Source organism: Flavobacterium hauense (assembly GCF_054457175.1).
Map to the genome: position 1 here is coordinate 61,870 of NZ_JBTKVX010000001.1, position 20,139 is coordinate 82,008.

General features: G+C 41.0%; 17 protein-coding genes. 7 read left to right on the plus strand and 10 right to left on the minus strand.

Going from position 1 to position 20,139, the window contains the following annotated elements:
* Positions 1-3 precede the first annotated feature (3 nt).
* The 4 genes from dcm to ACX0HA_RS00205 all read right to left on the minus strand — a co-directional run bounded on the left by dcm (position 4) and on the right by ACX0HA_RS00205 (position 4,382).
* Complete coding sequence (gene dcm / locus ACX0HA_RS00190; RefSeq protein ID WP_458843240.1) at positions 4-1,371, minus strand: DNA (cytosine-5-)-methyltransferase; 1,368 nt, start codon at positions 1,369-1,371, stop codon at positions 4-6.
* The gene (locus tag ACX0HA_RS00195; RefSeq protein WP_458843241.1) at positions 1,361-1,675 is read right to left on the minus strand and encodes a DUF6471 domain-containing protein; all 315 of its coding nucleotides are present in this window, start codon (positions 1,673-1,675) and stop codon (positions 1,361-1,363) included. Before ACX0HA_RS00195 ends, dcm begins: the two co-directional genes overlap by 11 nt.
* A gap of 25 nt (positions 1,676-1,700) precedes the next feature.
* Positions 1,701-2,177 (minus strand): very short patch repair endonuclease, encoded by a 477-nt coding sequence (locus ACX0HA_RS00200; RefSeq protein ID WP_458843242.1) that lies wholly within the window; start codon positions 2,175-2,177, stop codon positions 1,701-1,703.
* A gap of 756 nt (positions 2,178-2,933) precedes the next feature.
* Positions 2,934-4,382 (minus strand): glyceraldehyde-3-phosphate dehydrogenase, encoded by a 1,449-nt coding sequence (locus ACX0HA_RS00205; protein ID WP_458843243.1) that lies wholly within the window; start codon positions 4,380-4,382, stop codon positions 2,934-2,936.
* A 431-nt stretch (positions 4,383-4,813) separates the two neighbouring features.
* Here ACX0HA_RS00205 and ACX0HA_RS00210 point away from each other — a divergent pair, with 431 nt between their 5' ends.
* Entirely contained in the window at positions 4,814-7,957 is a 3,144-nt protein-coding gene (locus tag ACX0HA_RS00210; protein WP_458843244.1) for a GEVED domain-containing protein, read from the plus strand.
* Positions 7,958-8,142: 185 nt separating this feature from the next.
* Positions 8,143-8,373 (plus strand): DUF2188 domain-containing protein, encoded by a 231-nt coding sequence (locus tag ACX0HA_RS00215; RefSeq protein WP_458843245.1) that lies wholly within the window; start codon positions 8,143-8,145, stop codon positions 8,371-8,373.
* Between the two features lie 105 nt (positions 8,374-8,478).
* On the opposite strand, the gene ACX0HA_RS00220 is transcribed toward ACX0HA_RS00215, so the two are convergent.
* The 3 genes from ACX0HA_RS00220 to ACX0HA_RS00230 form a co-directional block, all read right to left on the minus strand.
* Positions 8,479-9,831 (minus strand): T9SS type A sorting domain-containing protein, encoded by a 1,353-nt coding sequence (locus ACX0HA_RS00220; RefSeq protein WP_458843246.1) that lies wholly within the window; start codon positions 9,829-9,831, stop codon positions 8,479-8,481.
* Positions 9,832-9,926: 95 nt separating this feature from the next.
* Positions 9,927-10,292 (minus strand): hypothetical protein, encoded by a 366-nt coding sequence (locus ACX0HA_RS00225; RefSeq protein WP_458843247.1) that lies wholly within the window; start codon positions 10,290-10,292, stop codon positions 9,927-9,929.
* A 148-nt stretch (positions 10,293-10,440) separates the two neighbouring features.
* Entirely contained in the window at positions 10,441-11,832 is a 1,392-nt protein-coding gene (locus ACX0HA_RS00230; protein ID WP_458843248.1) for a S1C family serine protease, read from the minus strand.
* A 213-nt stretch (positions 11,833-12,045) separates the two neighbouring features.
* Between ACX0HA_RS00230 and dapF the strand changes: the two genes are divergently transcribed.
* The 5 genes from dapF to ACX0HA_RS00255 all read left to right on the plus strand — a co-directional run bounded on the left by dapF (position 12,046) and on the right by ACX0HA_RS00255 (position 16,280).
* The gene (gene dapF, locus ACX0HA_RS00235; RefSeq protein WP_458843426.1) at positions 12,046-12,828 is read left to right on the plus strand and encodes a diaminopimelate epimerase; all 783 of its coding nucleotides are present in this window, start codon (positions 12,046-12,048) and stop codon (positions 12,826-12,828) included.
* The gene (locus ACX0HA_RS00240) at positions 12,822-13,352 is read left to right on the plus strand and encodes a GNAT family N-acetyltransferase (protein ID WP_458843249.1); all 531 of its coding nucleotides are present in this window, start codon (positions 12,822-12,824) and stop codon (positions 13,350-13,352) included. The genes dapF and ACX0HA_RS00240 overlap by 7 nt, the downstream gene beginning before the upstream one ends.
* 11 nt (positions 13,353-13,363) lie before the next feature.
* Entirely contained in the window at positions 13,364-14,404 is a 1,041-nt protein-coding gene (mltG, locus tag ACX0HA_RS00245) for an endolytic transglycosylase MltG (protein ID WP_458843250.1), read from the plus strand.
* 102 nt (positions 14,405-14,506) lie between these two features.
* On the plus strand, positions 14,507-15,115 hold the full coding sequence (locus ACX0HA_RS00250; RefSeq protein WP_458843251.1) for a hypothetical protein: 609 nt from the start codon (positions 14,507-14,509) through the stop codon (positions 15,113-15,115).
* A gap of 517 nt (positions 15,116-15,632) precedes the next feature.
* Entirely contained in the window at positions 15,633-16,280 is a 648-nt protein-coding gene (locus ACX0HA_RS00255; RefSeq protein WP_458843252.1) for a peptidoglycan-binding protein LysM, read from the plus strand.
* A 153-nt stretch (positions 16,281-16,433) separates the two neighbouring features.
* On the opposite strand, the gene nhaA is transcribed toward ACX0HA_RS00255, so the two are convergent.
* The 3 genes from nhaA to ACX0HA_RS00270 form a co-directional block, all read right to left on the minus strand.
* Positions 16,434-17,606, minus strand: coding sequence for a Na+/H+ antiporter NhaA (gene nhaA / locus ACX0HA_RS00260; protein WP_458843253.1), 1,173 nt, complete (start codon positions 17,604-17,606; stop codon positions 16,434-16,436).
* A gap of 109 nt (positions 17,607-17,715) precedes the next feature.
* The gene (locus ACX0HA_RS00265; RefSeq protein WP_458843254.1) at positions 17,716-19,230 is read right to left on the minus strand and encodes a SulP family inorganic anion transporter; all 1,515 of its coding nucleotides are present in this window, start codon (positions 19,228-19,230) and stop codon (positions 17,716-17,718) included.
* 183 nt (positions 19,231-19,413) lie between these two features.
* Positions 19,414-20,130: an SAM-dependent methyltransferase gene (locus tag ACX0HA_RS00270; protein WP_458843255.1), complete on the minus strand. Its 717-nt coding sequence runs from the start codon at positions 20,128-20,130 to the stop codon at positions 19,414-19,416.
* Between the last annotated feature and the right edge of the window lie 9 nt (positions 20,131-20,139).

Below are 20,139 nucleotides of genomic sequence, written 5' to 3' on the forward strand. Positions count from 1 at the left end.
ATGTTATTCTGTATAAACAATTTTTTCAGCTATATCATTTTTATCTTTAAAATTCATCGAAAAATTATTTGCTAGCTTAGAAGCAACAAATTCAACTACAGGAACAGCAACGGTATTGCCCAACAAATCGAAAGCTTCAGTTTCTCTTGTAGGAATCTCATACCATTCTGGATACCCGAAAAGCCTTAATCCTTCGCGTATAGTCAATCTTCTTAATCCTTTATTATCGGGCACTGCTAGTCTGGAAACATCGGTTGCCACCAGGGTTGGTGCTATATCATTAGGATCGAGTATTTTGTTGATTTCAAAACTCAATTTGCCAGTTACGATATTATAGCCTTTAGGTTTACTGATATCATATTCTCTATATGTTTTGACACCATTTAGAGTTACTTCCTTTATTAGTTTTTTAGGGTATTCTAGTTTTAGATAGCCTTTATTTGTTAAATCTTCTAATATATCTTTCAAACTTTCTTGTGGAAGATTTGTAAAGGTATTTATCTGCTCTAAAGTTAATGGCATGCCATCCATCCAATCAATGCCTATTTCTTTGGCCCATTGTTTTTTTCTTCTTTCTTTAAATAGTTTGTTTAATAATATTGCTTGTTGTTCCGATACTTCACCTTTAACAGCGATTTCCCAACTATGTATATTATTATCGCCTCCACGTTTATCTTTTATAGACTTCCCATAAAGATCTTCAATGCTAAGATGTGAAAGTATTTTATCTACGAAATCAGACTTAATGGTTTCAAGGCCAGTGTCTAAAATGCTTTTTAATGTGGCAAATTTTTGGTCGTGCCCATCTAAATCAATATAATCTTCTTTAGTTCCAACTATAAAAATTCTTTTTCTAGATTGTGGAAGGCCAAATTCGAGAGAATCAAAAATTTTCCATGTAACTTTATATCCTAAATCATTTTGCAACCTATCTAAAATTGTGGATAAAGTTCTACCAATTTTATCTTCTTTCTTGTTAACCAAATCATGCTTAACCAAGCCCTCAACATTTTCTAAAATAAAACCATATGGCTGTTTTTCTTGTAAAATTCGCTCTATTTCAAAAAATAATGTACCTCTAGTGTCAATAAAGCCCTGTCTTTTACCACCAGCGCTAAATGGTTGGCAAGGAAAGCCCCCTAATAAAAAATCAAAATCGGGAATAAATTCGTTGCGGATTTGAAAAATATCTCCGACAAAAAAATCATGTTTAAAATTGTGATTTAGTGTTTTAACTGCATGAGTTTTTATTTCGGAGGTCATGACACATTCCGTTTCAAAACCAAATTGCTTAAAAGCGCTTTCAAAACCTAATCTAATACCTCCCAAACCAGCAAATAAATCGATGAATTTTACAGTTTTATTTTTCATTACTTAATTTATTATATTTAATATTAGGTTCGGCAGCGATTAATACATCATTTTCGTAATTATCAATTTCAATTTTATTGCAACCAATCACGCAAAGTACTTGTAGAAAGAATGATGCACTAAAACTTCCACGACTGATTTTGCTATCAATACTTGCTTTAGTTTCATCAATTCCTCTCTCCCTTAAAAGATTGGCTAAATCATTATTAGATATGCCTCTTTTGACGAGTTCAGATTTAAGCAATCTTTTCGTTTTATCGTTCCAATTTATCATAATTGCAATTTGATTTGCAATTATACTCATTAATTATCATTTGTGCAAATGATAATTAATGAGTTTTTAATGCTTCAATGTATTCTGTAACTTCATTAATACAACTTTGCAATTCTTTTTTTATTGAATGCTCCCAAAAGCGAAAAACCTTGTATCCCAATATTAATAATTTCTCGTTATTCTGTTGGTCACGTTGCATATTCCTTTCGATTTTTGGAATCCAAAAATCACGGTTTGTTTTTATTTTCTCTTTCTTTTCATTCCAATTATACCCATGCCAAAATTCACCGTCAATAAAAATTATTACTTTATATTTCTTCATGATTATATCGGGACTGCCAGGTATATCTTTTACATGTGTCCTATACCTAAGCCCTCGCTTCCAAAGTTCTTTTCTAAATATGATTTCTGGTTTTGTGTTTTTTGAGCGTATTTTTGACATAACCTTGCTTCTAGCGGGAGATGTATAAAAACCATTGACATCTTTAAATCTAGGTACAAAAATGGGTTCTATTTTATATGGCTTGGGCATAGCTCTCAATGTTATATTAAATTTAATGATTTATGATCCACTATGCCTTATAATATCGTTAAATTCATTGTCACGATTTACATAAACCTGATTAAGCCGATGCCTAGGCGATAGCAGGAATTACCATTGCCGGGTTGCGCTTACCATTTGCTTCAAGAGCAGTATACAGTAGCAGCATTCAGTTTTAACCACCCCGGCTTTCAGCCACCCCTCCAAGGGAGGGGAATCCTACTCTTACTCTTAAAAGATTGCCGCGCTCCGTTGCTCTTCGCTCGCAATGACAAAAACCTGAAATGAACATTGCAAAATTACTCCAACCCACAACAACTTTACTGAAACCGGTTTTGCAGTTAAAATTTTTACTGAAGAAACCATTGCAGTAAATCCATTCCCGGAAGGGTTACATTACGAGAGAGGCAAATGTTAACGTTTTACGAAAAATGTAATTTGGTTAACAGATGAAAAATATACCTTCATTTGAAAAATGTAAAGTGCAATATTAAAAAATTTAGTATTGGTTGTCAGGGTTTTATGCGTTGTATTATTACGCAGCAAATTGGCCAATTTTTGACAAAATGCGTAATAACAGGCCTTTTTTGTCAAGTTTGTTTTACATTTTGAGTGAGATTCTTCACTTCGCTGCGCTACGTTCAGAATAACAAAAAAATCTTACAATAGATTAACAAAAGCGCATAAAAAAATCCGCGGTTGTAGCCCGCGGATTTAGAGATAAAAAATCGGTTGGTTTTGTATCTACTAATAGTATGTATACCTTCTTACTTTGGCAATGTATTTAGCAAGACGGATAACCTGGTGGCTGTAGCCGTATTCGTTGTCATACCATACGTAAAGTACTATGTTCTTGCCATCTGCGCTTACGATCGTAGCGTTGCTGTCGTAGATTGAAGGCTGTGCCGTTCCTACGATATCGCTCGATACAAGCTCGTTGTTCATTGAGTATTTGATTTGCTCAACAAGCTCACCCTCAAGGGCGTAGTGCTTCATGATCTCGTTGATCTCAGTAACAGTTGTAGCTCTTTCAACCTCAAGGTTAAGTACTACAAGCGATCCGTTTGGCACCGGTACACGGATAGCGTTAGACGTCAATTTACCTGCTAATGAAGGTAATGCCTTAGCTACAGCGCTTCCAGCCCCTGTTTCGGTGATAACCATGTTAAGGGCAGCAGCACGTCCGCGGCGGTATTTCTTGTGCATGTTGTCAACCAGGTTCTGGTCGTTAGTATAGGCGTGTATCGTCTCAAGGTGGCCTTTTACAACACCTAAAGTGTCTTCAACTGCCTTAAGGATGGGGGTAATAGCGTTTGTTGTACAAGACGCAGCAGAGAAAATATCTACTTCCTCAGGGCTGTGTTCGTTGTGGTTTACACCGTAAACGATGTTCGGCATTCCTTTACCCGGAGCCGTAAGTAACACTTTCTCAACACCATTAGAAGACATGTGGCGGCGTAGTGCCTCATCTGTAGTGAAAGCACCTGTATTATCTATAAGAAGGGCATCATTGATACCGTATTTCGTATAGTCAACTTCTTCAGGGCTGCCTGCAGTGATTATATGAACAGTTGTTCCGTTGATTATCAGGGCGTTGTTCTCAGGGTCTGCACTTACAGAGCCTTCAAAATCACCGTGGATCGAATCGTAACGTAGTAATGAAGCACGTTTCTCAAGTAGGGTAGCGTCAGCCTTGTCGCGAACCACTATCGCTCTAAGCCTTAACTGGTTACCTTTCCCGATTTTAGACATCATCTCACGGGCAAGTAGCCTTCCGATACGTCCGAAACCATAAAGAACTACGTCTTTCGGCTGGATGTTCTTGCTGTCTTTAGCGTTTTTCAGCTTGTCGATAACGAAAGCTGTTGCGTCGTTATATTTGTCATCTTCAAGGTGATACTCATACGTTAGCTTCCCGATATCGATACGTGAAGGCGGTAAATCAAGTGCCTCGATAGCGCGTGCGATCTCTACAGAATCAAATACATTGATTGGTTTCTGTACAAACTCTCCGGCATATTCGTGCAGGTTGATGATGTCGCTTACGTTCCTGTCTATCAGCTGGTTCCTGAAAAGTACAAGCTCAATTGACTTATCGTACCATAGATCGCTTACGATTTTAATGAATTCTACACCGGCTCTTCGCCTGTCAGCTTGAAAAGAAAGCTCTTTTTCGTATAAAACATTGTTGTTCATGAAGATAATATTTTAATGGTGTTGTTTAGTGGTGCAAAAGTATAGATTTCAAACGTTTTCGTAAAAGATTTTTTAATGTTTTTTTAAAATAAAAGTAATGTCGTTAAAACGGTGGCAATATCCAATAAAGCAGCTCTTATGGAGCATTTTATTTATAACAATTTCTTAATTTTCATAACATATTCATATTGCTGTAATTTGCTCATTATTTTTTAGTAGACTATAGCTTGGGAGTAAATGGTTTAAAATCTATTCTATTGATAATCAATGTTAGAGTTTGTAGGATTTGATCATCCTGTGAAAGAAAATATTTCCCTTTCCGTGGTTATTTTGTAAAATAAATGTTAAAATTAGCACCTAATTTTGTTAAATTTAACACGCTTATTGATTTGATTAGTTAAATTAGTTTACTTTAAATCAATCACCTACCTATGAAAACACAATTACATTACTTATTTGTGCTCTTTTGCACGTTTTTATGTTCCGTCACGGGGCATTCGCAAGCTAATTACACTCAGAATTTCGAAAATTACGCTTACGACTGGGATTCATCTGATTTTTATGACTTTGAAGACGCTTCCTGTGGGGGAAGTTTTTCTTTTGCTGCCAACTTATGGGCTTTTACAAGTTCGGTACAGGCTATCTCTCCTTCCTTAGGGACGTCTAACGGAGGATTAGTAACCTTCAATTATAATTATAAGCTGCTCAATTATAATGAAGATGGACTGCCTAACGTTCCTACAGCAAATGCTGGTAACTGGGGTGCTATCGGAATTTATTATGCAACTTCGGAGGAAGGCCCTTTCACACTTATTCAGACTATCAATCCTTCCAATCATTTTGAATCAGCAACGTGCGCTGCTAAAACTGTTACTTTTAACCCACCGCCAGGCGTTCCTGTTTATGTTGGTATACAGGCGGTCATAGGTTCTTCAAGCAATGATTTTTATGTAATATTAGATGATTTCCAGATTTCGCAGGCTGCACCGCTGGCGTGTACTGGAACTCCACCTGCTGCAACAGCGACAGCATCAAAAGGTATTGCATGTAATACTACTACCATTAATTTTGGCTATAGCCCGGCAAATAATACTACCGGACTTACTTATCAATGGCAAAGCTCTACGGATGGAACTACTTTTACAAACGTAGCAACGGGAGGTACTGCTGCTACATATAGCACTACACAAACAGCAACACGCTGGTATCGCGTTAATATAACCTGTACAGCATCGTCTGCTACCACGACCAGTGCTCCGGTAAGGGTACTAAATACAGGGACCAACTGCTATTGCCAGGATCTTGCCTTCGAAAATGGCGTGGAGCCGATAACTTCTGTAAATTTTGCAGGAATAAATAATCAGTCAGCTGCAGGCACCACAGCTTTGCCATATATTCAGGATTTTACATCCCTGCCTCCGGCAAGTGTGAGTCCCGGGCAATCTTACCCTATTATTCTAAAAGGTGATACGGCAGGCGAGTTTACTAATTATTTTAAGGTCTACATCGATTTTAATCAAAACGGCATCCTGTCTGATCCGGGAGAAGGCTTTGAAATAGGTTCAATATTTTTTTCAACGGGAGTTGATGCGATTCAGTTATCCGGCAACATTACAATTCCTGCCTCGGCATTACCGGGTACAACACTAATGAGGATTGTAAAGCTTTTTCAAGGAGGAACTACTTCCCCGCTTCCGCAATACCTTAATTCTCCATGCGCCGGTGAGCTCCATTCTAAATACGGACAGGCAGAGGATTATCTTGTTACTATAGCACCATGTCTTACTGCTGCACCTACTGCAACGCCAACACAAACAGTATGTACTGCTGCAACCGTAGCTAACCTTACTGCAACCGGTACCGGAATTAAATGGTATGCTGCTGCTTCGGGTGGTACTGCATTAGCAGCTACACAGGCATTGGTAAACGGGACAACGTATTACGCATCGCAAACCATCGGATGTGAAGGGTCTGCCAGGGTTGCTGTTACAGCCAACTTTGCCGTAGTTACTGCTGATGACCCTGCAGATGTTATTGCATGTACCTCATATACACTTCCGGTTCTTACCAATGGTGTTTATCGTACAGCTCCGGCTGGTGGCGGTACTGTCGTGACAGCTGGAACAGCTATAACGACTACCACAACATTATATGTATATGCTTCGGTAGGCCCTTGTTCAGTAGATAATCCGGTTTTGATTACCATAGGCGCTCCTGTTGCTGATGATCCGGAAGATGTAGTGTCTTGTGGAGCTTATACATTGCCGGTGCTTACTAGCGGGGGTGGAGTTTACCGTACCGCTACCAACGGTGGAGGTGCTATTGTAGATGCAGGAACTGTTATCACGCAATCGACAACATTATATGTTTATGCAGGTACTGCTACCTGTAGTGACGAAAATAGTTTTACAATTGCAGTTAGCTATGTAGAGGCAGATGATAAGGAGGACGTTTTAGTATGTAGCCCTTATGAACTTCCGGGATTAAGCAACGGAAATTATTTTACGGAGCCGGGCGGACTTGGTGCCGCACTGCAGCCGGGCGATATGGTTACAGAAGATGCTACTATCTATATATATAACCTTGAAGGTACATGTTCGGCAGAAAATTCTTTCACCGTTACCATTACCTCTTTTGAAGTAGATGAGCTTGATGATGTAACTGTATGTTTTGAATACATACTTCCTGAACTTACAAGTGGTGCATACTACTCGGGCGGCTCAGGCCTTGGAACAATGTTTGAAGCGGGTGATGCAATTACCGAAACCATGACAGTTCATATTTATGGAGCTTCACCTATAAACCAGACTTGTACTGCAGAAACCACTTTTACGGTTATCGTTGTAGGAGTTGTTGCCGATCTGATGGATGATGTGACAACATGTTCACCATATGTATTGCCTGCACTCTCAGCAGGGAATAGTTATTATTCAGGACCGGGCGGTACAGGTTCTCCGCTTTCGGCAGGAGATTTAATTTCAGAATCTGCAACAGTATATGTTTATGCAGAGTCTGACTCTTCATTAACGTGTACCGATGAAACTTCTTTTGTGGTAACAGTTACGCCGCTTGAAACGCCTGAAAATGTAGCGGTAACTATCGAACATGTTTCAGGAGCCCCTGTGGTTACTTTAGGAGATGTCGAGATAGATACCGACCTGCAGGGTACAGTTACTGTTTATGCTTCATTGGCAAATGCCGAAGATGGCGTAAACCCTCTTGGTGAAGATTATGAAATAACAGATGATACCGTACTTTATGCTACAGTAACAGTAGGAGACTGTACAACCGAACCGTTTATGGTAACTGTTGATGTCGTTCTTGATACTGACAGGTTTGATATGGCTGCTTTCAGCTATTATCCAAACCCTGTTAACGATGTGCTTAACCTTGAATATTCTGAAAATATTACCGGAGTAGAGGTATACAGCCTTGTAGGGCAAAGAGTAATTTCCGGCCAGTACAACAGTACTAATGTACAGCTAAACCTTTCACAACTGGCATTGGGTACTTACATGGTTAAAGTAAGTACAGAGAATGCTTCTAAAACCATTAAAGTAGTTAAGAATAAATAGTTAATTAATTTTTTTGAACAGGGAGACCCCGGTAGCGCCACTACCGGGGTTTTTATTTATACCTGTTTTTATACTTTAGAACCTCAAGCTTATAAAATTCTGCAAGCTGTGTTAAGGCTGCCTTAAAAGGTTGTTTTACGTATAGGGCAATGTTTAAATTTAAGTCAGTTTTAAATCAATACACTATGTCACAAAGAGCTACTTATCACGTACTGCCTCATGAGCATGGCTGGCAGGGCCGACTGGAAAACGCAGAACGCGCCTCGGTAACGGGAACAACAAAACAGGAAGTTATCGAACTTACTGTTTCTCTTGCCCGCAACAGGGAACCAAGCTCGGTTATCATACACCAGGCAGACGGTTCTTTTCAGGAAGAGCGCACCTATGGCAATGACCCCTATCCGCCAAAGGGATAATGTTATTTTAAGAAAACACCGGTAAACAAAAAAAGGAGCGGCCTCATACCGCTCCTTAACCAATTAATCACCTAACAGGGCTAAATCACGAATCCTGTTAATTTTCTATTCCTTAATAAATTTCAGGGTTTTGGCTTTGCCTTCCCTTGTAAGTTTAATAATGTAAACTCCCTGGCTTAATCCGGATATATCTATACTCTGGTTTTCTTCAAAGCTTATGTTTTTAGCAGCAATAGCTTGTCCCAGGGTGTTATATATCTCATAGGTGCCTGCAACACCTGTAATGTCAGATGTTATATTCAGGATCTCTTTCGCCGGGTTAGGGTAAATGTTTAGTCCCTGAAGCTGATTATCGTTCACTCCGGCAGTAGGTGCTAAACATCCGTCAGAGGTAATTAGCGTTCCCCTGCGCAATGCGTTTTGCATAGTTGCCCACATCCTTTCTTTCTGGTTATGTGTAAATACGCTTTTGCATTCATCAGGAGTATAATCCATATAATTTTCAATCATGTCAAAGCCGTCATTTTCCAGGCATGAGTCAACAGGCTCGCAAGAAGTATTCATGCTAAGAGCGGCAGGGGTATCATCACAGTAATCGGTTGCTGTACAGTCTTCTCCATCGCCCCAAATATGCCTAAGTCCAAAGAAATGGCCCATTTCGTGTACTGCTGCACGGCCTTTATCTGCTCCGGGAAGAAGATAAGTGCCTTCCGGGTAGTAGTCGGCAGAGCCAAAACATTTGTAATTCATGGTCACACCATCATTTTCGGCATACGATTCGGCTCCTTCAAGGCCTTCAAGACCGGAACCCTCAGGGAAGAAAGCATATCCGCCCACCTCGCCAAAAGGAGAAACCAGGTCGCCCCCAAATTTACATACCCAGATATTAATATATTTTTCGGGATCCCATTGCGTAGTGGGTTTTAACTGGGTTTCTATGGCCATCATGCCCCAGTTTTCTTTTGCTCTCTGTATACGGTCAATACCGTTGGTAGGGTTACCGCTGGGATCGCGCTGCGCCATGCAGAATTCGATTTCCATATCGGTACCGGCATTGCCTTCTACATATCCAGGAGAACCCAGTAATCTTCTAAAATCGTTGTTCAGTACCGTGATTTGAGAAAAAATCTGATCGTCGGCAAGGTTTTCATCTTCGCCAACAGCATCGCCATTATGTATAACGTGTACTACTACAGGAAGTGTTAGTACTGTATTGCCTGATTTATACAAGGTTTTGTTGCGGCGCAGTTCTTCAACTTTGGGGGCGATCCATTGTTCAAACTGACTTTCGGTCAGCGTGCGGCCTTTGGCAGTTCTCAGGTAATTTTCATACTGGGATGCAGCACATGGATTTTTGTCGGTCTTGCCAAATCCTTTTGGCTGCTGCGCATACACAAGGCTGCTAAGCAATAATGCTGTGCTTAGGATAAAGCTCCTAATGATCGTATTGGTCTTCATTGTCTTATTATTTAAAATTGATAAGACAAATGTAATCGGGGTAACCGGCAGAGATGGTTAGTTAATGCTATCGAATGTTATTTTGTGTTAACGCATTAAAAATGACGTTTTTCAAAATGTTTGGATTTTTTTGAGGTGATAAAGCCTACCATGGGGTAGAGCATGGCTGCCACCAGAAAAATATCGGGCAAAAATTGCTTTTCTTCGAGATACAGTACGTATGAGGTGATAAGCAGTGCAGGAGCTTCGAGGTAATAGCAAATTTGCCTGGCCTGTCTTGGCGAAATGTAAAGGGTTTTCCAGAAAATACTGATGACAAGTATAAGGAGTGCCAGTCCCAGAATAATGCTTCCCGGAAAATAAAGGCGCCTGCTCATTTCATCCACACCTTTTATGATAAGGATAAAAGCAGTAAGAAAATGCAGCAATACCTCAAGTTTTCGAAAAGTCTTTTTCTTCATTGTAAGGGGATGATTTCTACAAAAGTAAGCAACACACGTTGTGTAACTATTTTCCCAAGGTTATGATATGGTTGCTAAAAACAAAGCCCCGGTAATTACTCACCGGGGCTCAAAACTGTAAACAGTTAACCGTAAACTTTAAACTATGTTACATTATAAAACGTACCAGCTCTCCGTTTTTGGTTATCATCTGTACCCTTACACGTTCGTTAGGCGTTTTATTCGAAAGCAGTTTAGATACCGTTTCTATGTCTTTGGCTTTTATATTGCCAATGCTCAGTATCACGCCATCTTTAAGTTCGTCGTAATAAGGCATGTATTGCTCATCGGTAATTTCCTTGATCCTGATACCATAGTTGATATTTAGTTTTTTCTTTTCGGCTGCGGTAAGGTCTTCAAATTCAAGTCCACTATAAATAAGGCTGTTAACCTCTTTTTTAGTAAGCGTTACCGGTAAGGTAAGTACACTGCTGCCGCGGTGCAGGGTAACCTTAACCACATCGTTAGGGCGTTTGGTTACAACGGCAGCATTCAGGTCGGCATAACCATTAATTGTTTTACCGTCAATATCCACAATGATATCTCCTTTTTTGATGCCCGCTCTTTTAGCTCCCGAATCATTGTCAACACCATTTACGTAGAAGCCCTGTGTTTCGGTCACACCAAGATCATTGGCCATGGCACTGTTAAGTTCGCCACCCTGAACCCCAAGGATACCACGCTGAACATTACCATATTCCATAAGGTCTTCAATGATCTTGCGGGTAATGTTAGACGGAACAGCAAAAGAATAACCCACATACGATCCGGTCATGGAGGTAATCATGGTGTTGATGCCTATCAGCTGGCCTTTAGTATTTACCAGTGCGCCGCCGCTATTGCCCGGGTTTACCGCCGCATCGGTCTGTATGAACGATTGCAGTCCGTCTTTGCTCAGGTTTCTGGCTTTCGCCGAAACGATCCCGGCTGTTACGGTGCTGGTAAGATTATAAGGGTTACCTACCGCCAGTACCCATTCGCCCACTTTAATGTCGTCTGAGTTGCCAAAGGTAGTATAGGGCAGTTTCTCTTTGGCATCAACCTTAAGCAGGGCAATGTCCATTTTAGAGTCGGTGCCTACCAGTTTTGCTTTATAAGTTTTATTGTTGTTTAGGGTCACTTCAAGTTCTGATGCGTTTTCGATCACGTGGTTATTGGTTACAATATAGCCGTCTTCGGTTATTATCACCCCCGATCCTGTTCCTACCTGCGGGGTAGGTTCGCCGCTGCGGTAACCATAAATGTATTCCATCATGTTGCGGGGCTGGTTAGAATAGGTAACATTCTTAACATGGACCACCGTATGCACTGCCTGATCGGCAGCAGCGGTAAAATCTGCCGTTTCCATACCGTTAAAACCTACGTTCCTTGAATAATTTGAGGATGGAGCGATTGATAAGGCAGATGATGGTTTGTCATTATCAAATACCAGTTTGTAAGCTCCCAGAGTCGTAGCGCCGCTCATCAGCGCCACCAGGAATAAACCAGAAATTCTTTTCATAATTTAAACAGTATTTAATTTTAATGTATCGATTAATGATTTTCGTTTTTTGTGCGATTGTGAACCATAAAAAGCCGGAGGCTTTCTGTTTTTTGTAGAGACTTAGGATTGCTGCGTCTTTACATTCTAATATAACAAATTCGTTGTTTTTCTGACCCAATTCTGCATTTTCCGTGTCATTTATATTTGTACTTTTGCGGTAATACAGTAATGATGAAACACACTTTTTACAAATACCAGGGCACAGGAAACGACTTTGTCATGGTAGACAACCGTGATAATTTATTTCCCAAAAATGATACCAAACTTATCGGGCATTTATGCGACCGCAGATTTGGCATCGGGGGTGATGGACTTATACTATTAGAGAACGACGATGCTACCGATTTTCGTATGGTCTATTACAATTCTGATGGGAATCAGAGCACTATGTGCGGTAACGGAGGCCGTTGTATTGTAGCTTTTGCCAAACAGCTTGAGATTATTGATAACGAAACCGAGTTTACAGCTATAGACGGACGTCACCATGCGACCGTAGCTCCAGACGGAACCGTATCGCTTCACATGAAAGACGTGCATACCGTTTCGGTATATGAAAACTATGTGTTTATGGATACCGGTTCTCCGCACCACGTGGAGATCGTAGATGGTCTTGATACTTTTGATGTAAAAGGCGTGGGTGCTAACATCCGCTACAGCGGATTGTATGGCGATAAAGGCTCTAACGTGAACTTCGTAGCTCCGGCAGGAACTGACAAATTTTCAGTGCGAACGTATGAGCGTGGGGTAGAAGATGAAACTTTTTCATGCGGTACAGGCGTTACAGCCGTGGCCATCGCCATGAAAGTACTTGGAAATACCGATGCTAATGAGGTTAAGCTTGAAACACCGGGTGGCGAACTGAAAGTATCTTTCAACCAGAATGAGAAGCAGTTTACCGAAGTGTACCTTACAGGGCCAGCAAAATTTGTGTTTACCGGAGATATTGAATGGTAACCCTAACAGGAAATACAATCTATTTAAGGGCGCTGGAGCCCGACGACCTGGAGTTCATCTACAGGCTGGAGAATAATGAGGCCATTTGGGAGGTAAGCAATACGCAGACACCTTATAGCCGCTTCCTTATCCGCCAGTACCTTGAGAATGCTCATCAGGACATATATGAGGCAAAACAGCTTCGTCTTGCCATTTGTAAAAACGGCAGTTTTGAAGCCATTGGACTTATCGATCTTTTCGATTTTGACCCTGTAAATAACAGGGCAGGCACAGGCATCATCATTCAGGATACAGCCGAACGTAACCAAGGTGTGGGAACAGAGGCTTTAGGGCTGCTTATCGACTACGCTTTCAATAAACTGCAGTTGCATCAATTGTATGCAAATATCGATTCGGGCAATGTTGCAAGTGTGAGCCTTTTTACTAATTTTGGCTTTCAGCTCATAGGGCAGAAAAAAGACTGGATAAAACGAAATAATAACTATCACGACGAGGGCTTTTACCAGCTTATCCGTCAGCAATAAAAGAACATACATTGAAACTTAGAAAAATAGTAGGGATTGTTTCCCTGATTGTAGTAGTGGGAGGAACCATCATTGGTTACAGGATATACCAGCAGATATTCTCTCCGAATACCAAATTTGAAGATTCAAGACTGGCAGTATATGTACCAACCGGATCTGACTATGAGGCGGTGAAAAAGATCATCGCTCCTTATGTGCAGGATATGGACAAGCTGAACTCGGTTGCCGAAAAAAAAGAATATCCTACCAATGTTAAGGCGGGTAAATTCATCCTGAAGAGCGGAATGAACAGCAACGACATCATCAACTCACTGCGCCAGCCGGTAACGGTTAATGTTGCTTTCAATAATCAGGAAACTATCGAAAGGCTAGCAGGAAGACTTTCGCACCAGATAGAGCCCGACAGCCTTTCGCTGCTTGCGGCATTTACCGATGAGAAATTCCTTGCCGATAATGGCTTCAATAAAGATAACGTACTGAGCATGTTCATCCCGAACAGCTATGAGTTCTTCTGGAACACTACGCCAAACAAGGTAAGGGAGAAAATGGCTAAGGAATACAGGAAATTCTGGAATGAGGAAAGACTGGCTAAAGCCAAAGCACTTGGGCTTACGCCGCTTCAGGTGTCCGCTCTTGCATCTATCGTGCATAAAGAGACGGTGAAGACCGACGAACGTCCACGTGTGGCAGGTGTTTACCTGAACCGTTACAATAAAGGCATGAAGCTCGAAGCCGATCCAACGGTCATCTATGCTATGAAGAAACAATCGGGAGATTTTGACCAGGTGATCAAGCGCGTATTGTTCAAAGACCTTGTAATCGACTCTCCTTATAATATGTACAAATATGAAGGACTGCCTCCGGGACCTATCGCAATGCCTGATATCACGGCTATTGATGCGGTACTGAATCCAGAGAAGCACAACTATATCTACTTCTGCGCCAGCGTAACTAACTTTGGTTACCATGAGTTTGCGGTAACCGCTGCCCAGCACGAAGTAAACCGCCAGAAATATGTGGCGTGGGTAAACAAAATGGGAATTAAGCGATAAGATTTATCGCATAAGATATTTAAAAGCATCTACGAAAGTGGGTGCTTTTTTATTGTAGGAAATTGTTATCTTAGTTTAATCTCTTGTCAACAAAATATCAGAATGGATAGAAATAAAAGGGTGACCATATTCTTGACTTTAGTTGCGCTATCTATTATTGCAGGTATCGGTTTTACGATATATCTTGCTATTGGATTTACTAAAGGATTTGCAAATACTGCATCAGCTATTCATGCTAAAGAAGTAGATTCAAAAGATACTATTGCAACACTCAATCGGGATATAAATGATTTAAAGGCTTATGCACTTCGATATGAGCCAATTTCTATTGACTTTTCTGAAAATGATACACTGAATATGTTTGACTTGGAATATATCTACTCAAGACGTGATAAAGAATCAATTGGGCATAATGATGATATAGCAAATATTATGTTGCTTAAACTTTATTTGTCTCATTTAAAGAAGTACCATCAGGGATATGATCTTATATCAATGAGAAGAGGACAGGCAAAGTATATAATTGATTATTATGTTAAGTTGAATGGAATAGATACTACTGTTGAAATGTACAATACAGGTCATATTTATAAAACGATTAAGACTAAAAAGAATAATAGCAGGCTGGTTGTTGATTATCTAAAAAGTATAGAACCCGAACAAAAAAAGATTGAGGACTATTTTAAAGAGCTCAAAAAGAAAAATAAATGAAAAATACATTGCCACGTCGTCCCTCCTCGCAATGACAAACTGTCTAGTCCCTTTTGTTTTGATTGAGTGAAGCTGGTTCCCCTCTTGAGAGGGGTTAGGGGTGTGTCTTCCAATTCCAAAAGAGATTCTTCATTACGCTATCGCTTTATTCAGAATGACAAAAATCCCCTACAAAACCTCAATTTTATTCTGCATGCATATCAAAATTCCCAAAATTTGACGTTCCTAAATCAAAAATATAATATAATTCTTACTTGAATTTTGAAATTTACTATCGTTTTCGAAATGTTATGAACCGACAAACCGCACAATTTTCCCGTTAAATAACCTTGTAAGATAATCTTTGTAACTCCCTTTGGTTACAGGTAGTTAGCGAAAATTCTCCTAATAAATTATGTCCTTAAGGTTATGTTAAAGTTAGGGGTGTTCATAACTAATTGATTATCAACCCTGTTTTTTGTCGTATATTTGCCTCGGTAATATCATCAAGGTGACAGCTTATGAGAAAACAAAATACATGATAAAAAAATGGTCATACTTTTTAGGGTTAGCCCTATTCATTACGATTGTAAGCTCGGGCTTTAAAGCTCCACAAGCGAAACAATTTGGAAAAATCGAAGGATTTCACCTTACTGAAGACGAAATCACGAATTACACAGTACCAACCATCGACGAAACTGCACAGGTCGATTTTAGCTTTCCGTTCACAGGAAAGTCTTACGTAGGATTTAAACAGGCGGTAGCCATCAAAGAGTCTCAGGGTTTATACAAACTCGTGAACCGTTTTGGTTATATGGGCAAGTACCAGTTTGGCAAAAGTGCACTACGTGCATTGGGTATTAAGGACAGCAAAGAGTTCCTTAACAATCCGGGCCTTCAGGAGCGTGCTTTTAAAGCATTGCTTGCTAAAAACAAATGGGAACTGCGAAAAGAGATCCACCGTTTTGACGGCCAGATCATCAAAGGCGTTAAGATCACCGAATCTGGACTTCTTGCCGCGGCACACCTTGCAGGTGCAGGATCAGTAAAAACTTTCCTGAAAAGTAATGGAAACAAAGCATTCAGGGACGGTTTCGGTACCTCACTTAAAACGTACATAAAGAAATTTGGCGGCTACGATACTTCAAACATCGTTGCAAGTCCACAACCGAAAGTGGTAATGTAATTTCACTTAGTTATAAAATATGAAACCGCCTCAAAAGGGCGGTTTTTTGTTTGTATGAACGTTCCAGAACCTGCAAGGTCTTTGCGACCTTGTAAATTTAATTTAGTAGTGTGTTTTTTAACACCTACAAGGTTTTGAAAACCTTGCAGGAACTCATTCATGCTTCTTTCTGTTTCCACTCAACACCCCATACCCAGCAACACCCGATATTATCGACGCCATAAGCACGGCAAATTTAGCTTCTGTCTGTAGCGAAGGATCGTCAAATGATAACAGGGCAATAAAAATGGACATCGTGAAGCCTATGCCTCCTAAAAAGCCAAGGCCGGCTACGTGTTTCCAGTTGGTTTCGGAGGGAAGTTCGGCAACTTTTAGTTTTACTGAAAGCCACGACATCAAGAAAATACCTATCGGCTTGCCTAAGAATAACCCTAAAAGTATACCTAAGCCTACATTGCCTGTAAGTCCGCTAACCATACCGCTCTCAAAGGTGATGTTGGTATTGGCAATGGCAAAAACCGGCATGATGAGGTAGTTCACGGGTTTGGCGAGTGCATGTTCCAGTTTTTCAAGTGGAGACTTGGTAGCATCAGCTGTAGTAGGTAGCGTAAGTGCGGTGAGAACACCGGCTATCGTAGCATGTATGCCCGAATGATGGATGAAGTACCACATCACAATTCCGGGAATGATATAGAAGAATATGTTTTTAAAACCTAAACGGTTAAAAGTTATTTGTAATGCAAACATCCCTCCGGCGTATGCCAGGTAATCAAGGTGCAGTTCGGCAGAATAGAATATGGCGATGACCAGTATTGCCATAAGGTCGTCTACAATGGCAAGTGCGGCGAGGAATATTTTTAGGCCTGTCGGTACTTTGTTCCCCAATAATGAGAGGATTCCCAGTGCAAAAGCGATATCGGTCGCCATCGGGATACCCCAGCCACCCGCAGTAGATGTACCCGAATTAAATGTGGTATAAATGAGTGCGGGAACCATGATACCGCCTATGGCAGCGAGTACAGGTAGTGATGCTTGTTTAAAAGACGACAATTCGCCTTCAACAATTTCCCTTTTTATTTCCAGACCTACGAGTAGAAAGAACACTGCCATAAGCCCGTCGTTTATCCAGGTAAGCACAGGGTAACTTAAATGTAGTGTATCATTAGTAAAACCCAATTGTGCTTGCAGCAGCTTTTCAAAATCACTACTGAAGGGACTGTTGGCAATGATCAGCGAAAGCGCAACGCAAAGAAGCAGCAGTATGCCCCCAAAAGAGGATGATTCCGAAAATTTCTTAAAAACTGTAAGATTGATGCCTTTTGCCATATCTGTAAAAATACGATTAAGTTACATAGTGGCAAAGTTGCAGAGTTGCAAAGTGACGAGGCTGTATAATGAAGACCTTGTAGGTATGAATAGAATATTTATATTCATCTTAAGCTTTTCGTGTAACCACTGTATAAGCAGGATCTTCTACGATGTTTACCTCGATAACCGCTTCGGCATTCGCCAAAAGCTGCCTGCAATCACTACTCAGGTGTTTGAGGTGAACAGTCTTTCCTGCCTTATGATATTTTGAAGTCAGTGAATTTAACGCTTCTATAGCCGACATATCGGAAACACGGCTCTCCTTAAAGTCGATGATGACTTCGGTAGGGTCGTTCTCAATATCAAATTTATCTGTAAAAGGTACAGTCGAACCAAAGAACAGCGGACCGTAGATCTCGTAGTGCTTTACGCCATTCTCATCAATATAGTGCTTTGCCCTGATGTGTTTAGCACTTTCCCAGGCAAATACCAATGCCGAGATAATAACCCCTATAAGTACGGCTAACGCAAGATTATGAAGGACTATTGTAATAATTGCTACCAATACACCTGTTATGATGTCCGATTTCGGCATTTTGTTGATGATCCTGAAACTGGCCCACTCAAACGTACCGATGGCTACCATTGCCATAACGCCAACCAAGGCCGCCATAGGTACCATCCCGATCAATGGCGCTCCAAAAAGTATGATGATTAATATGGTTATGGCAGCAATAATGCCAGACAGCCTTGCCCTTGACCCTGCCGAAAGGTTTACCAATGTCTGTGCAATCATGGGACAGCCACCCATACCAAAGAAAAAGCCGTTGGCAATGTTTGCCGTGCCTTGTGCAATGCATTCGCGGTTACTGTTGCCGCGTGTTCCGGTAATTTCGTCAACAAGATTTAGAGTAAGCAGACCTTCGGTAAGTCCTACAGCTGCCATGACCAATGCGTAAGGCGCGATGATCTGGAAGGTTTCAAAATTAAAAGCGATATCGGGGACGTGGAAAGGAGGGAAGCCTCCCTGTACCGATGCGATGTCGGCTACGGTTTTGGTTTCGATGCCAAAACCAAGCACCACTAAAAACACAACTATGATGGCAACCAGCGATGCCGGAACGGCCTTCGTGATTTTCGGAAAACCAATTACGACCCCTATTGTCAGGGCGATAAGACCTAACATTATATATAATGGCGAACCCGAAAGCCACCCGTCACCAGTCTTTAGCTGTTCGAGCTGCGACATGAAGATCACGACAGCGAGTCCGTTTACAAAACCATACATTACGGGTTGCGGTACCAGACGTATGAACTTCCCGAACTTAAATACCCCCACCAGTATCTGGATAACACCCGCCAAAGCCACTGCTGCAAAAACGTAGTCCATGCCGTGTGATTTCATCAGGGCAATAAGTGTGATCACTGTTGCACCCGCACCTCCCGATACTAATCCGGGTCTTCCGCCAAGGATAGATGTTACCAATCCCATGATAAAAGCAGCATATAATCCTACCAGCGGCGGAAAGCCTGCCAGTATCGCAAACGAAAGCGATTCGGGAATCATGGTCATGGCAACGGTAAGCCCCGCCAGTATTTCGTTCTTATAGTTTACTTTTTGGGAGAAATCGAATAGTTTCATTTAAAGAGTTGCAAAGTTGCAGAGAAGCAAAGTCTCAAAGTTTTAAGCCGCAAAGGTAATAAGTTGGAATGCTGATAAAAAATAAAACCTACAAGGTTTTGGAAACCTTGCAGGTTGTGTATTGTGAGTATGAATAGTTGGCATGAAGCAAAGCTTTGCAACTCTGCTGCTTTGTAACTTTCTCTAAAATTTATGCACTATAAAAATACACGGCCTGTTGTGCAGGTCTACCTTTTCCTTTTTCCATTGGGCAATGGTTTTGGTCTTGATGTATTCGGTAGGCAGGGTGATGTCGCAGGCAACGCATAGATGGGTATTCGGCTGAAGCGTAGCCAATATGTCTTCCAGCATCCTGTTGTTGCGGTACGGTGTTTCTATGAATAATTGTGACTGACTCTTGTTCTGCGATAACGACTCAAAATTCTTGAGTGCACTTTTCTTGTCCGATTTGTCTATAGGTAAGTAGCCGTTAAAGGCAAAGCTCTGTCCGTTCATTCCACTGGCCATAATAGCCAACAGGATAGAAGATGGGCCAACCAATGGCACTACCTGAATCCCTTTTTCGTGGGCGATCTTAACGATAGCCGCACCGGGATCGGCGACACCGGGACAACCGGCTTCGCTCATCAGGCCAACGTTCTGTCCTTCCATACAAGGCTGGATAAACGACAGGTGGTCAGAGGCTTCGGTATGTTTATTAAGGACTGATAATTTCAGGTCAGGCTGTTTTTTAGTAGGCAGGATTGCTTTGATAAAACGGCGTGCTGTTTTCTCGTTCTCAACGATATAATGGTCTATGAATTCAATAGAACGCCCTATAGTATCAGGAAGTACTTCTTTTGGATCGGCATCATCGCCAAGGGGTACGGGTAATAAATATAGTTTGCCTGTTGGATTCATGATACTGTA

Bases quoted from the DNA above. Each gene is read 5' to 3' on its own strand.
- ACX0HA_RS00255 (WP_458843252.1), top strand. From the start codon at position 15,633: ATGATAAAAAAATGGTCATACTTTTTAGGGTTAGCCCTATTCATTACG.
- ACX0HA_RS00205 (WP_458843243.1), bottom strand. From the start codon at position 4,382: ATGAACAACAATGTTTTATACGAAAAAGAGCTTTCTTTTCAAGCTGAC.
- ACX0HA_RS00240 (WP_458843249.1), top strand. From the start codon at position 12,822: ATGGTAACCCTAACAGGAAATACAATCTATTTAAGGGCGCTGGAGCCC.
- dcm (WP_458843240.1), bottom strand. From the start codon at position 1,371: ATGAAAAATAAAACTGTAAAATTCATCGATTTATTTGCTGGTTTGGGA.
- ACX0HA_RS00270 (WP_458843255.1), bottom strand. From the start codon at position 20,130: ATGAATCCAACAGGCAAACTATATTTATTACCCGTACCCCTTGGCGAT.
- ACX0HA_RS00200 (WP_458843242.1), bottom strand. From the start codon at position 2,177: ATGCCCAAGCCATATAAAATAGAACCCATTTTTGTACCTAGATTTAAA.
- ACX0HA_RS00220 (WP_458843246.1), bottom strand. From the start codon at position 9,831: ATGAAGACCAATACGATCATTAGGAGCTTTATCCTAAGCACAGCATTA.
- ACX0HA_RS00210 (WP_458843244.1), top strand. From the start codon at position 4,814: ATGAAAACACAATTACATTACTTATTTGTGCTCTTTTGCACGTTTTTA.
- ACX0HA_RS00250 (WP_458843251.1), top strand. From the start codon at position 14,507: ATGGATAGAAATAAAAGGGTGACCATATTCTTGACTTTAGTTGCGCTA.
- ACX0HA_RS00225 (WP_458843247.1), bottom strand. From the start codon at position 10,292: ATGAAGAAAAAGACTTTTCGAAAACTTGAGGTATTGCTGCATTTTCTT.
- nhaA (WP_458843253.1), bottom strand. From the start codon at position 17,606: ATGGCAAAAGGCATCAATCTTACAGTTTTTAAGAAATTTTCGGAATCA.
- ACX0HA_RS00215 (WP_458843245.1), top strand. From the start codon at position 8,143: ATGTCACAAAGAGCTACTTATCACGTACTGCCTCATGAGCATGGCTGG.
- dapF (WP_458843426.1), top strand. From the start codon at position 12,046: ATGAAACACACTTTTTACAAATACCAGGGCACAGGAAACGACTTTGTC.
- ACX0HA_RS00195 (WP_458843241.1), bottom strand. From the start codon at position 1,675: ATGAGTATAATTGCAAATCAAATTGCAATTATGATAAATTGGAACGAT.
- ACX0HA_RS00230 (WP_458843248.1), bottom strand. From the start codon at position 11,832: ATGAAAAGAATTTCTGGTTTATTCCTGGTGGCGCTGATGAGCGGCGCT.
- ACX0HA_RS00265 (WP_458843254.1), bottom strand. From the start codon at position 19,230: ATGAAACTATTCGATTTCTCCCAAAAAGTAAACTATAAGAACGAAATA.